This is a genomic window from Terriglobales bacterium, from assembly GCA_035543055.1.
Lineage (GTDB): Bacteria > Acidobacteriota > Terriglobia > Terriglobales > Acidobacteriaceae > JAIQFD01.
Map to the genome: position 1 here is coordinate 1 of DATKKJ010000161.1, position 17,793 is coordinate 17,793.

The window sequence follows — 17,793 nt, forward strand, 5'->3', positions numbered from 1 at the left end:
GTCGCCATCGTCGAGGTCCCCAAGGAGGACTTCGCCCGCGGCGGCACCCTGATCGTGGATCGAAAATGACGTGGCTCGGCCGTGTCAGCCGTGCCCGCACCCGCGCACACTTATGTTCGTTCTTCTCTGTGCGCTCTGTGTTTCTGTGGTGAGATCTACTTTTCTCTAGAAACCACGAAATCCGGCACCCACAGCAGCGCCCGCTTGATCTCTGAGTCGGGGAACTCGCGGATCAGCTCCCGGGCCTCCGCCGCGTACTCCGAGGCCCGCGCCAGGGCGAAATCCAGCGACCCGTAGCGGTTGAGGATCTTGAGGATGTCCTGGTGCCCCACGCCGTTGAAGGCGCGCTCGCGCAGCACGGTCTCGATCTGCTTGCGCTCCGCCGGAGTGCAGCGCTCCAGCGCGTGGATCACGGCCAGCGTCGCCTTGCCCTCGCGCAGGTCGCTGGCCACCGGCTTGCCCAGTACCTCTTCCGATGCCGTCAGGTCGAGCACGTCGTCCACGATCTGGAACGCCATGCCCACGTCGCGCCCGTACTTCGCCAGCTTCTCTTCCTGCTCTTCCGGGGCTTTGCCCAGGATCGCGCCCAACCGCATGCAGGTGGAGAACAGGCACGCGGTCTTGCGGAAGATCAAATCGAAGTGCTCTTCCTGGCTGATGGACTTCCCCAGCTTCTCCATCTGCAACAGCTCGCCCTCGACCATCTGCTGGGTCAGGTCGATCAGGGCGTCGAGCACCCGGAAGTTGCGCTCCTGCACCGCGATCTTGAACGCCTGCATGTAGAGCCAGTCGCCGGCCAGCACGCACTTGGAATTGCCCCACTGGGTATTGGCCGACGGGCGCCCGCGCCGGGTCTGCGCCTCGTCGATGATGTCGTCGTGCACCAGCGTGGCCGTGTGGATGATCTCGACCACCGCTCCCAGCCGGATCACGCTGCGATCGTTGCACTGGAAGAGCTTCGAGGACAGCAGCAGCAGCGCCGGGCGGATCCTCTTGCCGCCGCCGCCGCGCAGGTGCTCCCCGATGTCGGTGATGGCGGCGACGCTCGAGACCGTGTCCCGCCCGAACTCGCGCTCCATCGCTGCCAGGTCGTCCCGCAGCAGGTCGAACACTTCTTTCGCCACCGCCGAGGTTGTGCTGGGTGTGGCCACCGACTCCTGACTCCTGACTACTGACTCCTGTAGTTGACGAACTGCATATCGATCCCGAAGTCCTGCTGCCGGAGCAGCGCGATGATCTCCTGCAGCGTGTCGCGGTCCCGCCCGCTCACCCGCACCAGGTCTCCCTGGATCGACGCCTGCACTTTCTTCTTCGAGTTCTTGACCACCTTCACGATCTCCCGCGCCTTCTCGATGGGGATGCCCTGCTGCATGGTGATTCTCTGCTTCACCGTGGCCCCCGCCGCCGGCTCGACCGCGCTGTATGTCAGCGCCTTCAGCGGTACGCCGCGCTTGACCAGCTTGGTCTGCAGCACGTCGTTGACGGCTTTGACCTTGTACTCATCCACCGCCGCCAGGTGGATCGTGTCTTTGCCCTCCAGCGCGATGTTGCACTTAGCGTCCTTCAGGTCGAAGCGGGTGTGGATCTCTTTCGAAGCCTGCTGGATGGCGTTCGAGACTTCCTGCAAGTCCACCTTGCTGACGATGTCGAAAGAGTTCTCAGGCATGACGTCCGCCTATGCTATAGGTTGCCGCCGAACCCCCGCAACCGGCGACATCGCTTACCTCTGTCATCCTGAGCGGGCTTCAGCCCGCGAAGGACCCCACCGGCCCTGGCAGCGCCCAGGTCGCTCAAAGGCACTTCGGGCCAAATGCTGTATAGTCTTCATGCTCGAAGGAGGACCACATGTCCGCTCGCAACGGCGACAAATCCCGCTACGGACGCCAGCGCCGCAAGAAGATCGCCCAGCGCAAGCGCAACCGGGCCCTGCGCAAGACCGGGCAGAAATAGCTAGGCCGACGGACGGGCCAGCATCCACACCCCCAGCGCCAGGATGATCGCCCCGACGACCGCGCGAAAGGTACGCTCCGGGATGCGGCGCAGCAACGGCTGCCCAGCGATCGTTCCCAGCACCACGCCGGCGCTGCCCAGGAGCATCAGCTTCCACTGTGCTCCGATCTCGTGGAACTGAGTGGCGGCGTACACCGGCATGCGGAATCCGTCCACCAGCAGCGCGATGGCGGTCGCCGTTGCCACGAACGATTCCTTCTTCACATCGAATCCGAACAGCGCTGCCGAGCGGATGCCGCCCTGGTTTCCCACCAGCCCGCCGAAGATCCCGGATAGAGCGCCCGCCACCCAGCCCGTTGTCCGCCCGAAGCGCATGCGCGATGCCAGCCCGCTCACGCCCATGATGCCCGCGAACACCAGCAGAGCGCCCAGGATGTAGCTGAGGACCACACTCTTCAGCCAGGCGTGCAGCAACGCTCCCGCCAGCCCGCCGAGGCCGCTGGTGATCCCGAATGTCAGGAACACCCGCCGGTCCATGTGCTGCCGGATGAGGACGAACCGCAGGGCGGTCGCGATCAGGTGCGGGACCGACACCACCGCCACCGCCAGCTTGGTTCCCAGGGCGGTCGCCAGCAGGGGCGTCAGGATGCTCCCGATCCCGAACCCCGCAATCGAGGCGATCCCGCCCGCCACTGCCGCCGCTATCAGCACGAGTATGTGGAATGTCGGAATGAGCGCCATTACTTCAGCTTGAAGAACCGGTAGAAATTCTCCGTCGTCGCCCGCCCCACCGTATCCCGCGTGATCCCCCGCAACTCCGCGATCTCCCGCGCCGTCTCCACCACGTACGCTGGCTCATTGCGCTTGCCCCGGTAGGGGATCGGCGCCAGGTACGGTGCATCGGTCTCGATCAGCATGCGGTCGAGCGGGACCTCCTTTGCGGTGTCCCGGATGTTCTGCGCCTTCGGGTAAGTCACATTTCCGGCGAACGAGATCATGAAGCCCATCTCCAACGCCGTCCGCGCATGCTTCAGCTCGCCGGTGAAACAGTGCAGCACCCCGCCCAGCCCGCTAGCTGCCCAATGCTCGCCCAGCAGGTGCAGCAGGTCCACCCACGCATTCTCGCTGTGGTCGCTGGGGCGGTTGTGGATGACGATGGGCTTTCCGCGCGCCCGCGCTACCTCCATCTGGCGCACGAACACCGCGCGCTGCACCTCGCGCGGCGAGTGATCGTAGTGGTAGTCGAGCCCGATCTCCCCCACCGCGATGACTTTGGGATGGCGTGCCAGCTCGTCCAGCTTCTGATAAGCGGCTTCATTCGCCAGCCGCGCCTCGTGCGGATGCACACCCGCCGTCGCCCAGATCCAGTCGTGCCCTTCGGCCAGCCGGCTCCCGCACTCCATCTCCTCGGGTCCGTTGCCATTCCCGATTGCGACCAGGGCCTCCAACCCCGCTTCCTGCGCCCGGAACAACACCTCTCCCCGGTCGTGCGCGAACTTCGGCCCGTCGAGATGGCAGTGGGAATCTACGAACATTGGGTGATTGAGTAATTCGGTAATTGAGTGATTGAGAGAATGATTCCGCCCCGAAACGCAGGTGCAATGACCCAATTACCCGATTTCTCAATTACCCGACCTACTTCAGTCTCGCCCCGACCGGCACATCCTCCAGGAATCCCGCCAGCACCGGCTGCCCATCCCCCACGCTCGCCGCCAGCAGCATCCCATTCGACTCCAGCCCGCGCAACTTCCGTGGCTGAAGATTGGCCACGATCACGATCTTCCGTCCGATCAGCTTCTCCGGCTCGTACGCCAGCGCGATCCCGGCCACGATCTGCCGCACTTCGTTTCCCAGGTCCACCTCGAGCCGCAGCAGCTTGTCCGCGCCCTTGACCTTCTCCGCGTGCTTCACCTGCGCTACCCGCAGCTCGATCTTGCTGAAATCGTCGATTGTGATCTTGGGCTGCTCCGCCGCGCTAGTCGCCGCCGCCGCCGGTCCGGTCACCGCCTGGGTCGCGGGCTGACCTGCCTGCGTCCCGCTTCCTGCCGGCTCGCTTTTCTGCGGCGCCTGTGTGCGCTGCTCTTCCATCTGCTGCATCCTCTCGATCGCGGATTTGTCGGCGCGCGGGAACACGCCCTCCACCTTGCCCAGCTTCGTGCCTACCGGAAGCTGTCCCCACTTCAATCCCGCCAATTTCAGTTTCTTGATTTCGCCCAGCCCGAGCTGCGCCCAGATCCTGGCGGTCGACTCCGGCAGCACCGGATGGACCAGCGCGGTCACGATGCGCAGTGCCTCCGCGCAGGTGTACAGGATGGTGGCCAGCCGCGCCCGGCTCTCCTCGTCCTGCTTCTCGCCGATGGCCCACGGCTCGTTCTCGACGATGTACTTGTTGACCGCTCCCACCAGCGCCCATGCCGTCTCCAGCGCCCGCGAGAACTGGTAGTCGTCGAACTGCTCGCCGAACGTCTTGATGGTCTCCTTCGCCTGCTTGGCGATCGCGTCGTCGGCGGCGGTCCGTGCCACCGTCCCCGACGGATAGGGCACCTCGCCCTTGAAGTAGCGGCCGATCATGGACAGCGTGCGGCTCGACAGGTTGCCGAGATCGTTCGCCAGGTCGGCGTTGAAGCGCTGCACCAAGGCGTCGAAGGAGAACGACCCGTCCTGCCCGAAGACGATCTCGCGCAGCAGGAAGTAGCGGAGCGCGTCGTAGCCGAGCGTGTCGCCGATGGTCTCCGCCCGCACGATGTTGCCGCGCGACTTCGACATCTTGCTCTCTTCGAACAGGATCCAGCCGTGCACCACCACCGAGCGCGGCAGCGGCAGCCCCGCCGCCATCAGGAACGCCGGCCAGTACACGCAGTGGAAGCGCACGATCTCCTTGCCGATCATGTGCACGTCCGCCGGCCAGTATTTCTTGAACCGTTCCTGGTCCTTTTTGTCCGGCGAGCCGTAACCGATCGCCGTGATGTAATTCGAGAGCGCGTCCAGCCAGACGTAGATGACGTGCTCGGGGTCGTCGGGCACCGGGATGCCCCACTTGAAGCTGCTGCGTGAGATCGACAGGTCGCGCAGCCCGCTGCGCACGAACGACGCCACCTCGTTCCGCCGTGTCTCCGGCCGGATGAACCCCGGCTGCTCCTGGTACAGCTTCAGCAGCTTGTCCTCGAAGGCCGACAGCTTGAAGTAATAGTTTTCCTCGCTGACCGTCTCCGTCGGGCGCCCGCACTCCGGGCACGGCGCACCCGGCCCCACCGCATCCACGTACAGCTCGTCGAACACGCAGTACTGCCCGGTGTACTTGCCCTTGTAGATGGTGCCGTTCTGCTTCAGCGCCCGGAAGATCTCCTGCACCCCGCGCTTGTGCTCCGCGCTGGTCGTGCGGATGAACTTGTCGTACGACATCCCCATCCCGTCCCACAGAGCGCGGAACTCGGCCGCCACCTCGTCGGTGAACTGTTGCGGCGACTTGCCTGCCGCCTCCGCCGACCGCCCGATCTTCTGCCCGTGCTCGTCCGTCCCCGTCAGGAAGAAGGTGTCGATGCCCAGCATCCTCTTCCGTCTCGCGATCGCGTCGCACGCGATGGTGGTGTACGCATGCCCGATGTGCGGCCTCGCATTCACGTAATAGATCGGGGTCGTGATGTAGAACTTGGCGGGTTGGTCGGGCTTGTCAGCCATTTTGTTCAAGATAAAGGCGCGTGGCTTCCTGCATGACCTGCTTCAGGGGGACGTGGTGGGCTTCGGCGATGCGGCGGCAGTCCTCATACTCCGGGGCATAGTTGGCGACGGCGCCGTTCAGATTCGCGACTTTCAGCCGGACCTCGCCCCATTTGGTTTGCACCGAGACGGAGCGGCGGACGAGGGCGGCGCGGCGCTCCTCGCGCATGCGCACGCCCAGGGTCGTGGTCTCGGTGAAGATAAGCCTGGTGAGCGGGGCGGCGTGTTCCGGCTTGCACAGGACGGTCAGCAGCATGCCGGGACGGTTCTTCTTCATCTGCACCGGCGTGCCGAAGACATCGAGCGCGCCCTCGGCCAGCAGGCGGTCCATCACGTAGCCGAAGACCTGCGGGTTGAGGTCGTCGAGGTTGGCTTCGAGCACAGAGATCGTCTCTCGCGGCGCTTCGATGTCAGACGTGGCGCGGCTGCCCTCGGCCGCGTGTTTGGTCGGCCCGGATTCCCCAACCAGGATGCGCACGACATTGGCATGTCCCTGGAAGTCGCGGGAGCCGGCGCCATAGCCGATCTTCTCGATCTTCATGCCGGGGATGGGCTCGAAGCGCTTCGCCAGCACCTTGACGATGGCGGCGCCGGTAGGAGTGACCAGCTCCGCCTGGATGCCGGAGGAGAACACCGGCGCGTCTTTCAGCAACTCGACGACGGCGGGGGCGGGAATGGGGAATTCCCCGTGCTGACATTTCACCGTGCCGCTGCCCAGGTTCAGCGGCGAGCACACCCACTCGTCCACGCCCAAGGCTCCACTGCCGACCGCGGCGCAGACGACGTCCACGATCGCGTCCACGGCCCCGACCTCGTGGAAATGGATGGCATCGCGGGTGGAGTTGTGAACCTTGGCCTCGGCGTCGGCCAGGGCTTCGAAGATCGCCACAGCACGGGTTTTCGCGCTGTCGGAGATCTTCGCTTTGGCGATGATCTCGCGGATCTCTTTCAACCCGCGGAGAGGATGGCCATGGTCATGCTTGTGCGGCGCGGGCGCCCCCGCCCGCGACTCGTCGTGCGAGTGCTGGTGATGCGAGTGCCCGTGATCGTGAGTGTGCCCGTGCGAGGGCGCGTGGGCTGCTTTGTCCAAGTCCTCTTTCTGCTTCCAGTACTCCTCCCGTGGGAGGTCCTTCTCGCCGCCGGCCCAGACGTCCACCTTGGTGGCAGAGATGCCGCTGCGGTCCACGCGGCGGACCTCCAAGCGCGCGCCGACGTCAAGCGCGGTGACGGTCTCCTCCAGCAGGCGCGGCGGAACGCCGGCGTCCACCAGCGCGCCCAGGAACATATCGCCGCTGATGCCGGAGAACGCGTCGATGTAGGCGATTCGCATGGGTCGTCAGTCGTCGGCCGTCAGCGCCGAGTGACTACAAACTTCCGATGATAGAGAGGCGTTCCGCAGGCGTCAAACCGGTCGCGAAAAGAGCGCTTGCTATAATCGCAGGCTTGCTCACAAGATGGGGCCCGGCCGAGCCGGCCGGGCCGCACGGGCGGCACGCCCGTGCCACATGAGCTCCCGGGAGCCTGCTTGTATCGCCAGTTCCAAAAGCGGCTGGAGGAAGCGGTGCGTGCGTACCTGCACCGCCAGTACGAGCTCGACCTGACCACCATCGCGGTCGAGCAGCCGCCCAACGTGAGCTTCGGCGAGTTCGCGCTGCCGCTGGCCTTCGAGCTGGCCAAGAAGCTGCGCAAAGCGCCGCGCAAGATCGCCGAAGAGATCGTGGCCGGCATCGGCCCCATCCCCGGCTTCGAGCGCCTGGAGGTGGCGGGCGCGGGGTACATCAACGCCCGGGTGCAGCGCGCGGCGATGGCCGCCGGGCTGGCCGCCGACGCCGCGGAATTGAGCCCCATCGAGGCCGAGCATCACGCCCAGCAGAAGATCCTGATGGAGCACACCTCCATTAACCCCAACAAAGCGGCGCACATCGGGCACCTGCGCAACGCCATCCTGGGTGACACCTTCGTGCGACTGCTGCAGGCCAACGGCTACCCGGTGGACGTGCAGAACTACATCGACAACACCGGCGTGCAGGTGGCCGACGTGGTGGTCGGCTTCGTCCAGCTGGAGAAGAAGGCGCAGGCCGACATCGAGAAGCTGATCGATACCGACCCGCGCTTCGACTACACCTGCTGGGACCTGTACGCGCGGGTCTCGCAGTGGTACGCCGAGGGCGGGAAGAACGTGGAGGCGCGCCTGGACGCGCTGCACAAGATCGAGCAGGGCGGCAACGAGCTGGCGGAGATCGCGCGCATGATCTCCGAGACCATCGTGGCCAAGCACCTTGACACCATGTTGCGGCTGGGCATCGTCTATGACTTCCTGCCGCAGGAGAGCGAGATCCTGCACCTGAAGTTCTGGGAGGTCGCCTTCCAGCAGCTCAAGGACAAGGGCGTCCTCAAGTACGTCGAGGAAGGGAAGAACAAGGGCTGCTGGGTGATGGTTCGGGGCGGCGTGGAGAAAAAGCAAACCACAGAGGACGCAAAGAGCGCAGAGGAAGATCAAAAGGTGATCGTGCGGTCGAATGGGACCGTGACCTACGTGGGGAAGGACATCGCCTATCACCTGTGGAAATTCGGGCTGCTGGGACAGGATTTCGGCTACCGGCGTTTCTACATCTACCCCGACGGACACGAGTGCTGGATCTCCACCGACCATCTGCAGAACGAGCCCGACCACCCGCACTTCGGCGGAGTGCAGGCCATCTACAACGTCATCGACACCCGCCAGACCGATCCCCAGACCAACGTAGTGGAGGCCATCCGCGCCCTGGGCTATTCCGCGCAGGCCGACCATTACACCCATTTCTCCTACGAGATGGTGGCGCTCACGCCGCGCTGCGCCCTGGAGCTGGGCTACGACATCGACGAAGAGGACCGGGGCAGGGCGTACATCGAGGTGTCGGGGCGCAAGGGGTTCGGGGTCAAGGCCGACGACCTGATCGACGCGCTCATCGCCGCCGCCAAGAAAGAGGTGGACCCGCGGCATCCCGAGCTCAGCGACGACGAGCGGCTGGCCGTCGCCATGCAGATCGCCATCGGCGCCCTGCGCTACTTCATGCTGCGGTTTACCAAGAATTCAGTCATCGCGTTCGACTTCAAGGATGCGTTGGCCTTCGAGGGCGAGACCGGTCCCTACGCGCAGTACGCCGTGGTGCGCGCCAGCAACATCTTCCGCAAGGCGGGATTGGATCCGGAAAAATTCCTGGCAGAGACGCAGCTGGCTGCGTCTCTCTTCGAAAGATACTTCACGGGCGATTCCGGCGATGAATTATGGGAGCTGTGGCTGGCGTCGTCGAAGCTGCCCTACGTGATCGAGCAGTGCATCGCCACCACCGAACCGGCCTACCTGGCCAAATACGCCTTCCAACTGGCGCAGCTGTTCAACAACTTCTATCACCGGCACCACATCCTCGGGGAAGAGGACGAGGCGAAGAAGAAATTCCTGCTGGCCACCGCCGGCGTGGTGCGGCGCGAGCTGATGCGCGCCCTGGAGGTGATGGGGATCACGGTGCCGCCGGTGATGTGATCGCGCTTGGCGGGCGTCCGAGCCCGCCGCGGTCATTCCTTCGCCCAGCTCAGGACAGGCTCTGAGCGAAGCGAAGGACTTCAGCCATCAGGCATCAGGACGCGGTGTTGCAGTCCCAGACAAGCAAGACCGGCTTGTCTGGGGACTGCTGCCCCAAGTCGTTATCCGAACCGTTCTCGGTAGGTAGTGCGTGCCAGGCGCTCGAAGACGGCTTTATGTCCGGCCATCCTTACGTAGAAGCGGCGCCGGCAATTCAGACACCAAAACGGATACAGCCGCAACAACGGGGTAAGAACAATCCGGTCGAGCCAACGCCGCCTTGCGCGGTCGGCCCCTGAATAGCTGCATTTCGGGCATCGGATCGGAAGTTGCATATCGGTCCCTGATGGAGTTGTGCGGAACTGACGAGTGGACGAGTAGAGGGAGTAGCCCGGGCCAGGGAAGGGTTGCTCGAAAAGGCAGATGAAATGTTGGCAGGTCCTAAGAATCGTCCGTCCGGGCGATGCCAAGGTGGCCGGTCGGCCAACGGCTGATCACACAGCCCTTGCCGGGCGACCGTCGTCAGTCCAGGCGGACCAGGAACATGGTGCCTTCGAGGGTGGTGTTCTCTTTGAGGACCTCTTCGGCGCGGCGGCGGTCATCGCCCAGGACGCGGACGCGCACCCAGTAGTCCCCGACCGGGCTGCCGAAGGCGAGCACCCTGGCGGTCCGATAGCGGCGGGCCAGCCTGTCCTTGAGCTTCTGGGCTTCCTCTTCTTCGCTGAAGGCGCCGATCTGCACGCACCAGCGCCCGCCTTTTTCCAGGGGCGAGGGCGCTTCCAACACTTCCAGGCGGACCCGGGCGGTGCCCGCGCGCCAGACGCCAGTCTCTTTGGCAGCGGCGAGCGAGAGGTCGATGACCCGGCCCTCGACGAAGGGCCCGCGGTCGGTGATGCGCACCAGCGCCGACTGCTTGGTGGCGAGGTTGGTGACCCGCACCAGGGAATTGAGAGGCAGGGTGCGGTGGGCGGCGGTCATGGCGTTCATGTCATAGACCTCGCCGTTGGCGCCGCGGCGGTTGTGATAGGGCGGCCCGTACCAGCTGGCCAGGCCGGTTTCGACCAGGATGGGCGGGGTGTTGGGCGGAGCCTCGGTCTCTTCGGGCTGGGGTTGCGGCTGGGGGGAGACCTCGGGCGGCGGAGGAACGACGACGCGTGCCCGCTTCTTCTCGCCGCAGCCGGTCAGCAGCAGCAACGCTGCCGCCAGCAACAGGGAAAGAGGGGTCCTCAGGAAGGCCGCTGCCGGTGCTCGTCCATGAAGTCGGCGAGCTTGTGCAACTGCTGCGCGGCCTTGCGCAGCGCGGACGACGACTCGGTCCGCACCTTGGGCACCACTTCGTCGTTGAGGTAGTCGACGATCTGCTTCAACTCGCGGTCGATCTTGCGGCCGACGTCCTCGAAGTGGGCGCCCTTGCGCGACTTGCGGTTCGGAGACAAGCTGCTGCACCTTCCGTTTGATGCGGATCGCCAGAGGACACGATTATCCGGCAGCGGCCCTATTTGGGGCAACCCGGCGGCACCCCCGGCGTCAACAGCCCGGACTCGCGGCGGGTCCGGCAGCAGACCGGCCGACTCTTACCGGCGGATCTTGGTGATCTTGCCCAGCGGGACGGGCGCGATGTCGCGCCAGCCGTTCTGGTCGGTGTTGCGCACGAAGGTGAGCTCGTCGACCAGGACCTGGCGGGAGCCACGGTAAGAGTCCCAGTGGCGCCGGGCGATATCGTAGATCTCCTGGGCGCGCGCGGGGTCGTCCACCTTGGCGAGGGTCAGGTGAGGGATGTAGGGCCACTGCTCGGGTCCGCCCAGAGCGCCCTGATGCAGCAGGTCGTGGAGTTCCCGCATGCGGTAGGCGCCGTAAGAGATGCGCAGGAAGACGGTGGCGGTGGTGGGCAGGAAGTTGGCCACCTCGCCGAGGGAGACCTCGAAGGGATTGAAGCTGCGGCAGAGCTTGCGGAGCAGACGGCTGGCGTCGTCCTCGCTGCCCTCCAGGCGGCGGGGCGGCAGGATGCTGAGGTGAGAGCCCAGATGCACGTGCTCGGGATGGACCTGGCGGCGCAGGTCCTCGACAAAGCGGCCCAGATCGTTGCGCACGTAGGCCACGACGGCGTGCTGCAGGAGCATAGCCAAGCGCATTATATCCGCGCCCCCGGCCCAGAGGAGGTTACGGCGGTGTCCCGGGTGGTACCCGGGGTAACCGGCGAGAGTGGGCTACAATTGAGGCGTCGGGGCGTAGCGCAGCCTGGTAGCGCACCTGCCTTGGGCGCAGGGGGTCGGCAGTTCGAATCTGCCCGCCCCGACCAAGTTTTTCAACCGCTTACGGCCTTTTGCAAACTGACAAAATTTGCGCTGTAGGCGGAATTGTAGGCGGTTAAATCCTCAAGGGTTCTCCCTCGACAACAAGAATCAGCGGGACTCGGTGATTACACCCGATAACGGGTTTTTTAGGCGAATGGCCTCGCAGGACAAAACGTGACAAGCACGCGCATCCGCTCTCGTAAGGCATAGCTTCCGAATAGCCCGTCATCCGGGACCAATTGCTGGCAGCGGTTGTTAGGCCGCAGGCCCAACGATCCCCTAGTGCCGCGCCATGGATTCGACGCGAGCGACGAACCGAAGCCCTGAAAACTGTGGGCGCGGTATACGAGCTCGGATGTGCGGCGAATCACTGGATGACCACGACGTGGGTACCTTCAGACCCCAGTCATTGCAGCAATCGTTTGGCGTAGTGGACTGGGATAGCGAAATTCGAGCCACCAAAATCGCGGAGCATGGCGACATTAATGGCGATCACCTTGCCGTTCGAGTTGAACAACGGCCCGCCTGATCCCCCGGAGGTAGTCTGCGCGTCGTAAATGATCTTGTCGGCCAGGACGTCACCAATGTGCCCCTGCGTGCTGGTCGGCCGGATGAGCTTTTGGCGCGCAAGCTCCGCCATCACACCCGATGGATCGCCGTTCGTCTTCGCTGCGATCGAGCGCACAGTATCCTCGCTGGTTCGAGCAAGGATCGCGTCGATAGCCAATGGATATCCAAGCAGCACGACCGGCTGTCCGCTGATTGCGCTTTTCGGATCGTCGTCCATCGCGAGCAGTTTCAAGTTCAGCCCGGCGACGTTTCCTCCCACCACGGCGACATCCGCATCAGATGAGATCTTCTGTACCTTCACGGGAATGCCCCGCGTTACACCTGGAAAATACGCAGTCATATCGGCGACGTAGGCCTCAAGATTTGGCGCCTGCTTCAGCAGTTCGCCTACCTCATCGTCTTTCCACCAGGGCTGGACGACGTGGTGGTTGGTGATGATGCGACCGTCGGAGGAAACAAGGAACCCGGTGCCGAACGCGTCCATGCGGACCTCGGCGCCCACGCCTCCGATCTGCAGGCCAACGTCGTCGCCGGGACTCGGCAGGGAACTGGGCGGAAGCAGGGACGTGTAGCGAAGAGGCAGGTTCGAGAGCTTGTCTCGGAAGCCGACCGAAACATGCAGCAGGCACACGCTCGACGCGTATGAACGAATGATGCTCTGCGCGACAGTGGTCTCGTTCTCGAGTCTCTTCAGCCGCTTGTTCGAATCACTGAGTTGCTTCTCCAGATCTGCTACCTGAGAAGGATCGGCAGAGGCGATCTTGCCGTGCAATTCGTCGGCCTTTTGCTTGAGGCTCTGTTTCTGCGCCTCGGCAGACGCGCTGGCCTTCATTTCCGCTTCCGCTCTTGTCCTGCGCGCAAGTTCGATCAGGTCACGCTCGCCAACCACGCCAGCTTGGAGTCTTGCCAGCGTCGCATACAGGCGGGCATTCTGCTTCTGCGTGCGCCAGTACAGGAACCCGGCAGTCGCTGTCGCTAGCAGGATGAATGCGGCGAGTGCTCCGAGTCCCAGACGCAGCGCTCGCCTGCCCTGGTTGAGCGCATGCAGCACTCGGCGCGCCTGCCCCCGCATGCGCTTGCTGCTGCGCACTTCCTTTCGCAATTCGTGTTCCGGCAGCTTCTCGCGCAATTGCGCGCGCACCCGTGCCAGCAGTTCACGGTCGTCGAACGGGACAGAAAGCACGTCATCGGCGCCCAGTTCCAATCCGCGGACTCGTTCCGCTGGCCCTCCTTCTGCCAGCATGATCACTGGGATGTGTCTGGCCTGTTCGGAACCCTTCACGTCTGCCAAGAGGTTGCAGCAGTCCAAGTGTTGCGGGTTCATGCCCATCACAATCAAGTCCGGCATGGTCGTAACGATAGTCGTCAGCGTGGCGGCAGAGTGCGGGGAGACCTGATATCCGGCACCGCTCAACACCTCGGCCAAGCGATCGCGCTGCCCGCTCTCGGGTTCTACGATTGAAACTTTGTCAGGCAGGAACACCATCTCTTCTACACCCTAGGAATGCCGAAGTGCCGTGTCTTTGATGGTTGAGATCGGGATTGAGGTTCAGGATTAGCGGTCGCTGATTTAGAGATGTGGATCGTTAGATTGTTACTTACTCGACGGCTCTGGCAGCAAGCGTCTCCACCACTGCTATGTTCGATAATAGTTCCTGCGGCACACCATGCCGCGTCTGCAGATACTGGGCGCTGTTATAGGAGACCCAGACCTGACCTCCTGCGTCTTCCCAAACCAGGACCTTCAGAGGTAGATCTATGGCGATGCTCGGAGCCGCGAGCATCAACGGAGTTCCGGCCTTTGGATTGCCGAATATCAATAGCTTGGTGGGACGCATCTTTATTCCTACCTTCTCCGCCTCGCCGCTGTGATCGACCAGGGCGAATAGAGTGATGCCTCTAGCTTGGAGAGTGCTCTTCAGCTTCTCTACGATATAGTCCACCGAATGAGCAGTCGACTTATTGACGATCCCGTTGTCTGGGGCCGTTGGCATGGATGTCTCCTCATGTCTTCCAGAAGTTGAGGCTTTGCCGCCCCCGGCCGAAACCAGGTAGATCACCATCGCGAGCCGATCAAGGCAATCCCGGTGGCGAGGGCCAAGGGACGAGAAGGCGGAGGCTGCCAGCGAGTTAAGTCGCGCATCAAGCGGGTGTGATGCCACGCGGAAGAGAGATTGACGATCACGCCTACGCCGATGAGCGCGGTCCATCGGGTCCCACACGCCTTGTCTCGAACTGCCCAAAGATCCCTCGCGGCCTATTTGTAGTAGCGCCCGTTCACTTCCTCACCGATGATTGCGACATCGGCGCGTGACGTCGTAAGCGGGTCGGACTTCCACGAAAAGCCGGTGGAGGGCACCTCGATCTGTGCTTCCATCTGGCACGACGCGCGAAAACCGGTGAAGCGGAATTGCCGGGAGGAATCGTCGTAGGTGACGGGCTCCCCGGTCGACTTCCAGATCATCTTGAAGCTCATGCGAGCCGGAATGGCGACGGAGTCGATGGCGGGCCAGCGCGGCTGGTCGACCACCTCCACATCCTTCATGTCCAGAGTGAAGATGCTGGCATCGGGGGTGACGGTCAAGCCTCCGTCCGGCACCGGCACGACCCAGTAGAGTCCCGACGGCGCAATCGGAGGATGGCAGTCGTGGATCTGATTGGCAGGAACCACCGGTCCCTTGAAGAGCGTGAGTCATATATGGGTGAAGGTCCCCTGCTGGGCGGCCCGGGCCGCCCAGTACTCGCCCCGCATCACGCCATAGTCAGTGGTCGGGCTGCCGAATGCGATACGGTTGCCGGCGCTGTCGGTACCCATGCCGGTGAAGGTGCTGCAGCGCGCGACGCGGCCCTTGAAATGGAAGATGTGCGAGGGCTCCAGGTTCGGTCCCGCAGGCTGGTTGTGGCTGCCGTTCTTGTCGAGCCAGGGGATAGGGTAGGGATCGGTGCCACCGTTGGCGGTGCTGGGGACGTCGGGCGAATCCAGCGCAGAGATCTCCGGGGCAAGCGCAAGGGCCACACCAGTCAATGCCCCGGCTTGGAGGAATCGTCGGCGATCATGTATCCGGGAGAAAGAGTTCTTGTAGTTCATGGTCTTGTCTCCGAAGTGCTGACTGGGTTTCTCTCCGTTCTTTGCGGTCTCTAGGCCGTTTTACGTCGTCGTGCAGAAGCAACGATCCAATGGGGCAATCCATTTCGCTAGGCTGCGCCGGCGGCTGCGGGCTTCGCTTCGACAAGCGGCATGTTGACGAGGTGTTCGCTCAGGAACCAGACCTGAAGCTCGTTAGTGCGAAGCACGTCGCTGATCACCAGATCGTTCGTACCATCGTCACCGAGCTCAGAAGCGGTGCTGGCTAACTTCCTGCACTCGCTGATGATGATTCGATGGGCTTCCAGCAAGCGAGACAGTTGGACGGGAACCTCTTCCCGTCCACGAGGTGGACGTGTGATCTGGGTGGTTTCTGCCACATCGGCCGCCATCGCCAGGCTCACGCCACCCAGTAGCTGGATGCGTTCCGCGATGCCGTCCACGAGTTCCACTTGCTCGTCATAGTGTTTATCGAAGAGCAGATGCAGCTGATAGAAGGTCGGACCGGCGACCTGCCAGTGACTTTTCTTGTAGAGGTCACGTAAGGTCATGGTGTCGGCCAAGAGCTGGTTGAGCTGTTCTGTCATCTCCAAGCGGACCGGCTCCTCCAGGCCGAGTGGCAGGGCATGATTGACCGTTCCATACCGCTGGATCTCGCCTGCGCGTTGGTGGAGGTGGGGTTGGGCGCTGATGGTGGCCGCAGGTTTGGCGTCGCTTTGTTTCTTAGACATTCGAGTCTCCTCATTCTTCGGCAGATTGTGGGAGCTTCATAGGAACTTCATCAAAGCCTCGATCGTCTCATTGGGATCTTCCTCTAGGACCCAGTGGCCGGTGTTCTTCAGCACGATAACGGTCGCATCCGGAGCGACAAGCTTCATTTGCCGCCCGAGAAAATCAGCGCTGGCTTTTTCACCGCAGATAGATAAGACCTGCATGGGCAGCTGAGTCTTGGCGAACTCGGCGAAGTCTTTCGCTGCCTGCTGGAAGGAAACGAAGTACGCCCATCCGGCGCGCATTCGGCCCGGACGCGAGTACGCAGCGGTGTAGGCCTGGCGGTCGCTCTCCGAAAGCGAATGGTTCTTATCTGCCGCGAAATCGTTCCAGAAGTGGTCGAAGTAGATACGTTCCCGTCCTTTCACCAGTGCCTCGGGAGTTGGGCCGTTGAAGCGGAAATGCCACATATTCGGATCGTTGTAGTAGGTTTCCCAATCCCCGATACCGGGAAGAAAGGCATCGAGGACCGCCAGCTTCTCTGTCTCGGATGGGAACTGGGCGGCATAAGCATAAGCGACCATCAGGCCAATATCGTGGCCGACCACGCGAGCCTTGGTTACGCCGAGCGACTTGACGAGGCCATGGATCGTCATTGCTGCGCTTTTCATGTCGAGGCCACTTGCCGGGATATCCGAATCGCCGATACCCGGGAGGTCGGGTGCAATTACCGTGAACTTTTCCGCCAGTCGCGGCATGATCGGTCTCCACATGCGCGAAGTCTGAGTGTACCCGTGCAGAAGGATGACCACCGGCCCGTGGCCAGCAGTGACGTAATGCAACTTCAGGCCATTGACGACGGCGGTGCGGGAATCGATAGTGGTCGCAGCACCGGCGGTCGAGAACAAAGTGATCAACAAGATGAGCGCGCGCGCGAGCAGGCTGCAACTTCGGCTCCTCATGATTTCCCTCCGACGACGGGTGTTTGTCGACCCGCGCCCGCCTAGCCCCTTGCCGAGACCAAGCGGGGCGCGGAGGTCGATGATCAAGCGGCCGCCCGTTCAGCCCGTTTGATGAACCCGAGCAGGTCGGCATTGATCTGCTCCGCGTTCGTGGTGGGCATTCCGTGCGGGAATCCCGGGTACACCTTGAGCGTGGCATTCTTCACCAGCTTGGCGGACATCAGGGCCGAGGCGCCGATGGGCACGATCTGGTCATCGTCGCCATGAAGGATGAGCGTAGGCACATCGATATTTCTCAGGTCCTCAGTAAAATCTGTCTCTGAGAACGCCTTGATGCAGTCGTAATGCGCCTTTACGCCTCCCATCATCCCCTGCAACCACCAGTGCTCACGGACGCCTTCGGAGATCTTGGCGCCAGGACGGTTGTAGCCGTAGAAGGGGAGCGTGATGTTCTTGTAGAACTGGGCCCGATCGGCCACATATTGGACGCGGAGATCGTCGAACACCGAGATGGGTAGACCGCCAGGATTCTTCTCGGTCCTTAACATGAGCGGAGGGACTGCGCTGATCAGCACCGCCATGGCGACACGTTCTGAGCCATGGCGGCCGATGTAACGGGCAACTTCTCCGCCGCCGGTCGAGTGGCCTACGTGGATCACGTTCCTCAGGTCGAGCTTTTCGGTGAGAGCCGCAAGATCGTCGGCATAGGTGTCCATTTCGTTGCCGTCCCATGTCTGGGTGGATCGGCCATGCCCCCGTCTGTCATGTGCGATGACTCGGTATCCATGCTGGCCGAAATACAACATTTGGGCATCCCAGTCGTCGGCGCTGAGCGGCCAGCCATGACTGAACACGATCGGCTGACCGTTTCCCCAATCCTTGTAATAGATCTGCGCATTGTCCTTCGTTGTGACGAACGGCATTTTGACTCTCCTTTTCAGG

General features: G+C 63.0%; 17 protein-coding genes and 1 tRNA gene. 2 read left to right on the forward strand and 16 right to left on the reverse strand.

What is annotated here, in order from left to right:
- Window positions 1-155 precede the first annotated feature (155 nt).
- From VMS96_10920 to larC, 6 genes are all read right to left on the reverse strand, one after another.
- Window positions 156-1,151: a polyprenyl synthetase family protein gene (locus VMS96_10920; protein HVP43936.1), complete on the reverse strand. Its 996-nt coding sequence runs from the start codon at window positions 1,149-1,151 to the stop codon at window positions 156-158.
- A gap of 17 nt (window positions 1,152-1,168) precedes the next feature.
- Complete coding sequence (locus VMS96_10925) at window positions 1,169-1,666, reverse strand: YajQ family cyclic di-GMP-binding protein (GenBank protein ID HVP43937.1); 498 nt, start codon at window positions 1,664-1,666, stop codon at window positions 1,169-1,171.
- A gap of 284 nt (window positions 1,667-1,950) precedes the next feature.
- Window positions 1,951-2,691, reverse strand: coding sequence for a sulfite exporter TauE/SafE family protein (locus VMS96_10930; GenBank protein HVP43938.1), 741 nt, complete (start codon window positions 2,689-2,691; stop codon window positions 1,951-1,953).
- Entirely contained in the window at window positions 2,691-3,485 is a 795-nt protein-coding gene (locus tag VMS96_10935; protein ID HVP43939.1) for a TatD family hydrolase, read from the reverse strand. Before VMS96_10935 ends, VMS96_10930 begins: the two co-directional genes overlap by 1 nt.
- 100 nt (window positions 3,486-3,585) lie before the next feature.
- Complete coding sequence (metG, locus tag VMS96_10940; protein ID HVP43940.1) at window positions 3,586-5,628, reverse strand: methionine--tRNA ligase; 2,043 nt, start codon at window positions 5,626-5,628, stop codon at window positions 3,586-3,588.
- The gene (gene larC / locus VMS96_10945; GenBank protein HVP43941.1) at window positions 5,621-6,997 is read right to left on the reverse strand and encodes a nickel pincer cofactor biosynthesis protein LarC; all 1,377 of its coding nucleotides are present in this window, start codon (window positions 6,995-6,997) and stop codon (window positions 5,621-5,623) included. The genes metG and larC overlap by 8 nt, the downstream gene beginning before the upstream one ends.
- A 195-nt stretch (window positions 6,998-7,192) precedes the next feature.
- Between larC and argS the strand changes: the two genes are divergently transcribed.
- Window positions 7,193-9,190, forward strand: coding sequence for an arginine--tRNA ligase (gene argS / locus VMS96_10950; protein HVP43942.1), 1,998 nt, complete (start codon window positions 7,193-7,195; stop codon window positions 9,188-9,190).
- Window positions 9,191-9,751: 561 nt separating this feature from the next.
- Here argS and VMS96_10955 read toward each other — a convergent pair.
- The 3 genes from VMS96_10955 to VMS96_10965 all read right to left on the reverse strand — a co-directional run bounded on the left by VMS96_10955 (window position 9,752) and on the right by VMS96_10965 (window position 11,349).
- Window positions 9,752-10,423, reverse strand: a complete 672-nt coding sequence (locus VMS96_10955) for a septal ring lytic transglycosylase RlpA family protein (protein ID HVP43943.1) — start codon at window positions 10,421-10,423, stop codon at window positions 9,752-9,754.
- A 32-nt stretch (window positions 10,424-10,455) separates the two neighbouring features.
- Window positions 10,456-10,665 carry a hypothetical protein gene (locus VMS96_10960; protein HVP43944.1) on the reverse strand — a complete coding sequence of 70 codons (210 nt, stop codon included), beginning with the start codon at window positions 10,663-10,665 and terminating at the stop codon, window positions 10,456-10,458.
- 138 nt (window positions 10,666-10,803) lie between these two features.
- Window positions 10,804-11,349, reverse strand: a complete 546-nt coding sequence (locus tag VMS96_10965; GenBank protein HVP43945.1) for a 2'-5' RNA ligase family protein — start codon at window positions 11,347-11,349, stop codon at window positions 10,804-10,806.
- Between the two features lie 102 nt (window positions 11,350-11,451).
- Here VMS96_10965 and VMS96_10970 point away from each other — a divergent pair.
- Window positions 11,452-11,528 (forward strand) — tRNA-Pro (locus VMS96_10970).
- Between the two features lie 401 nt (window positions 11,529-11,929).
- Here VMS96_10970 and VMS96_10975 read toward each other — a convergent pair.
- The 7 genes from VMS96_10975 to VMS96_11005 all read right to left on the reverse strand — a co-directional run.
- Window positions 11,930-13,579: a trypsin-like peptidase domain-containing protein gene (locus VMS96_10975; GenBank protein HVP43946.1), complete on the reverse strand. Its 1,650-nt coding sequence runs from the start codon at window positions 13,577-13,579 to the stop codon at window positions 11,930-11,932.
- A gap of 112 nt (window positions 13,580-13,691) precedes the next feature.
- Window positions 13,692-14,156: a DUF302 domain-containing protein gene (locus tag VMS96_10980; protein ID HVP43947.1), complete on the reverse strand. Its 465-nt coding sequence runs from the start codon at window positions 14,154-14,156 to the stop codon at window positions 13,692-13,694.
- Window positions 14,157-14,350: 194 nt separating this feature from the next.
- Window positions 14,351-14,764, reverse strand: coding sequence for a hypothetical protein (locus VMS96_10985; GenBank protein ID HVP43948.1), 414 nt, complete (start codon window positions 14,762-14,764; stop codon window positions 14,351-14,353).
- Between the two features lie 21 nt (window positions 14,765-14,785).
- A complete protein-coding gene (locus VMS96_10990) occupies window positions 14,786-15,109 on the reverse strand; it encodes a hypothetical protein (protein HVP43949.1) in 324 nt (107 codons plus the stop codon).
- 179 nt (window positions 15,110-15,288) lie between these two features.
- A complete protein-coding gene (locus tag VMS96_10995) occupies window positions 15,289-15,909 on the reverse strand; it encodes a DNA starvation/stationary phase protection protein (protein ID HVP43950.1) in 621 nt (206 codons plus the stop codon).
- A gap of 36 nt (window positions 15,910-15,945) precedes the next feature.
- The gene (locus tag VMS96_11000) at window positions 15,946-16,938 is read right to left on the reverse strand and encodes an alpha/beta hydrolase (GenBank protein ID HVP43951.1); all 993 of its coding nucleotides are present in this window, start codon (window positions 16,936-16,938) and stop codon (window positions 15,946-15,948) included.
- Window positions 16,935-17,793 (reverse strand): alpha/beta hydrolase (locus VMS96_11005; GenBank protein HVP43952.1); only part of this gene is annotated, 859 nt, incomplete at its 5' end. The genes VMS96_11005 and VMS96_11000, both read right to left, overlap by 4 nt.

Excerpts from the sequence above, each read along its gene's own strand:
- larC (HVP43941.1), bottom strand. The coding sequence starts at position 6,997 with ATGCGAATCGCCTACATCGACGCGTTCTCCGGCATCAGCGGCGATATG.
- VMS96_10930 (HVP43938.1), bottom strand. The coding sequence starts at position 2,691 with ATGGCGCTCATTCCGACATTCCACATACTCGTGCTGATAGCGGCGGCA.
- VMS96_10925 (HVP43937.1), bottom strand. The coding sequence starts at position 1,666 with ATGCCTGAGAACTCTTTCGACATCGTCAGCAAGGTGGACTTGCAGGAA.
- metG (HVP43940.1), bottom strand. The coding sequence starts at position 5,628 with ATGGCTGACAAGCCCGACCAACCCGCCAAGTTCTACATCACGACCCCG.
- VMS96_10975 (HVP43946.1), bottom strand. The coding sequence starts at position 13,579 with ATGGTGTTCCTGCCTGACAAAGTTTCAATCGTAGAACCCGAGAGCGGG.
- VMS96_10995 (HVP43950.1), bottom strand. The coding sequence starts at position 15,909 with ATGTCTAAGAAACAAAGCGACGCCAAACCTGCGGCCACCATCAGCGCC.
- VMS96_10935 (HVP43939.1), bottom strand. The coding sequence starts at position 3,485 with ATGTTCGTAGATTCCCACTGCCATCTCGACGGGCCGAAGTTCGCGCAC.
- VMS96_10965 (HVP43945.1), bottom strand. The coding sequence starts at position 11,349 with ATGCTCCTGCAGCACGCCGTCGTGGCCTACGTGCGCAACGATCTGGGC.
- VMS96_10980 (HVP43947.1), bottom strand. The coding sequence starts at position 14,156 with ATGGTGATCTACCTGGTTTCGGCCGGGGGCGGCAAAGCCTCAACTTCT.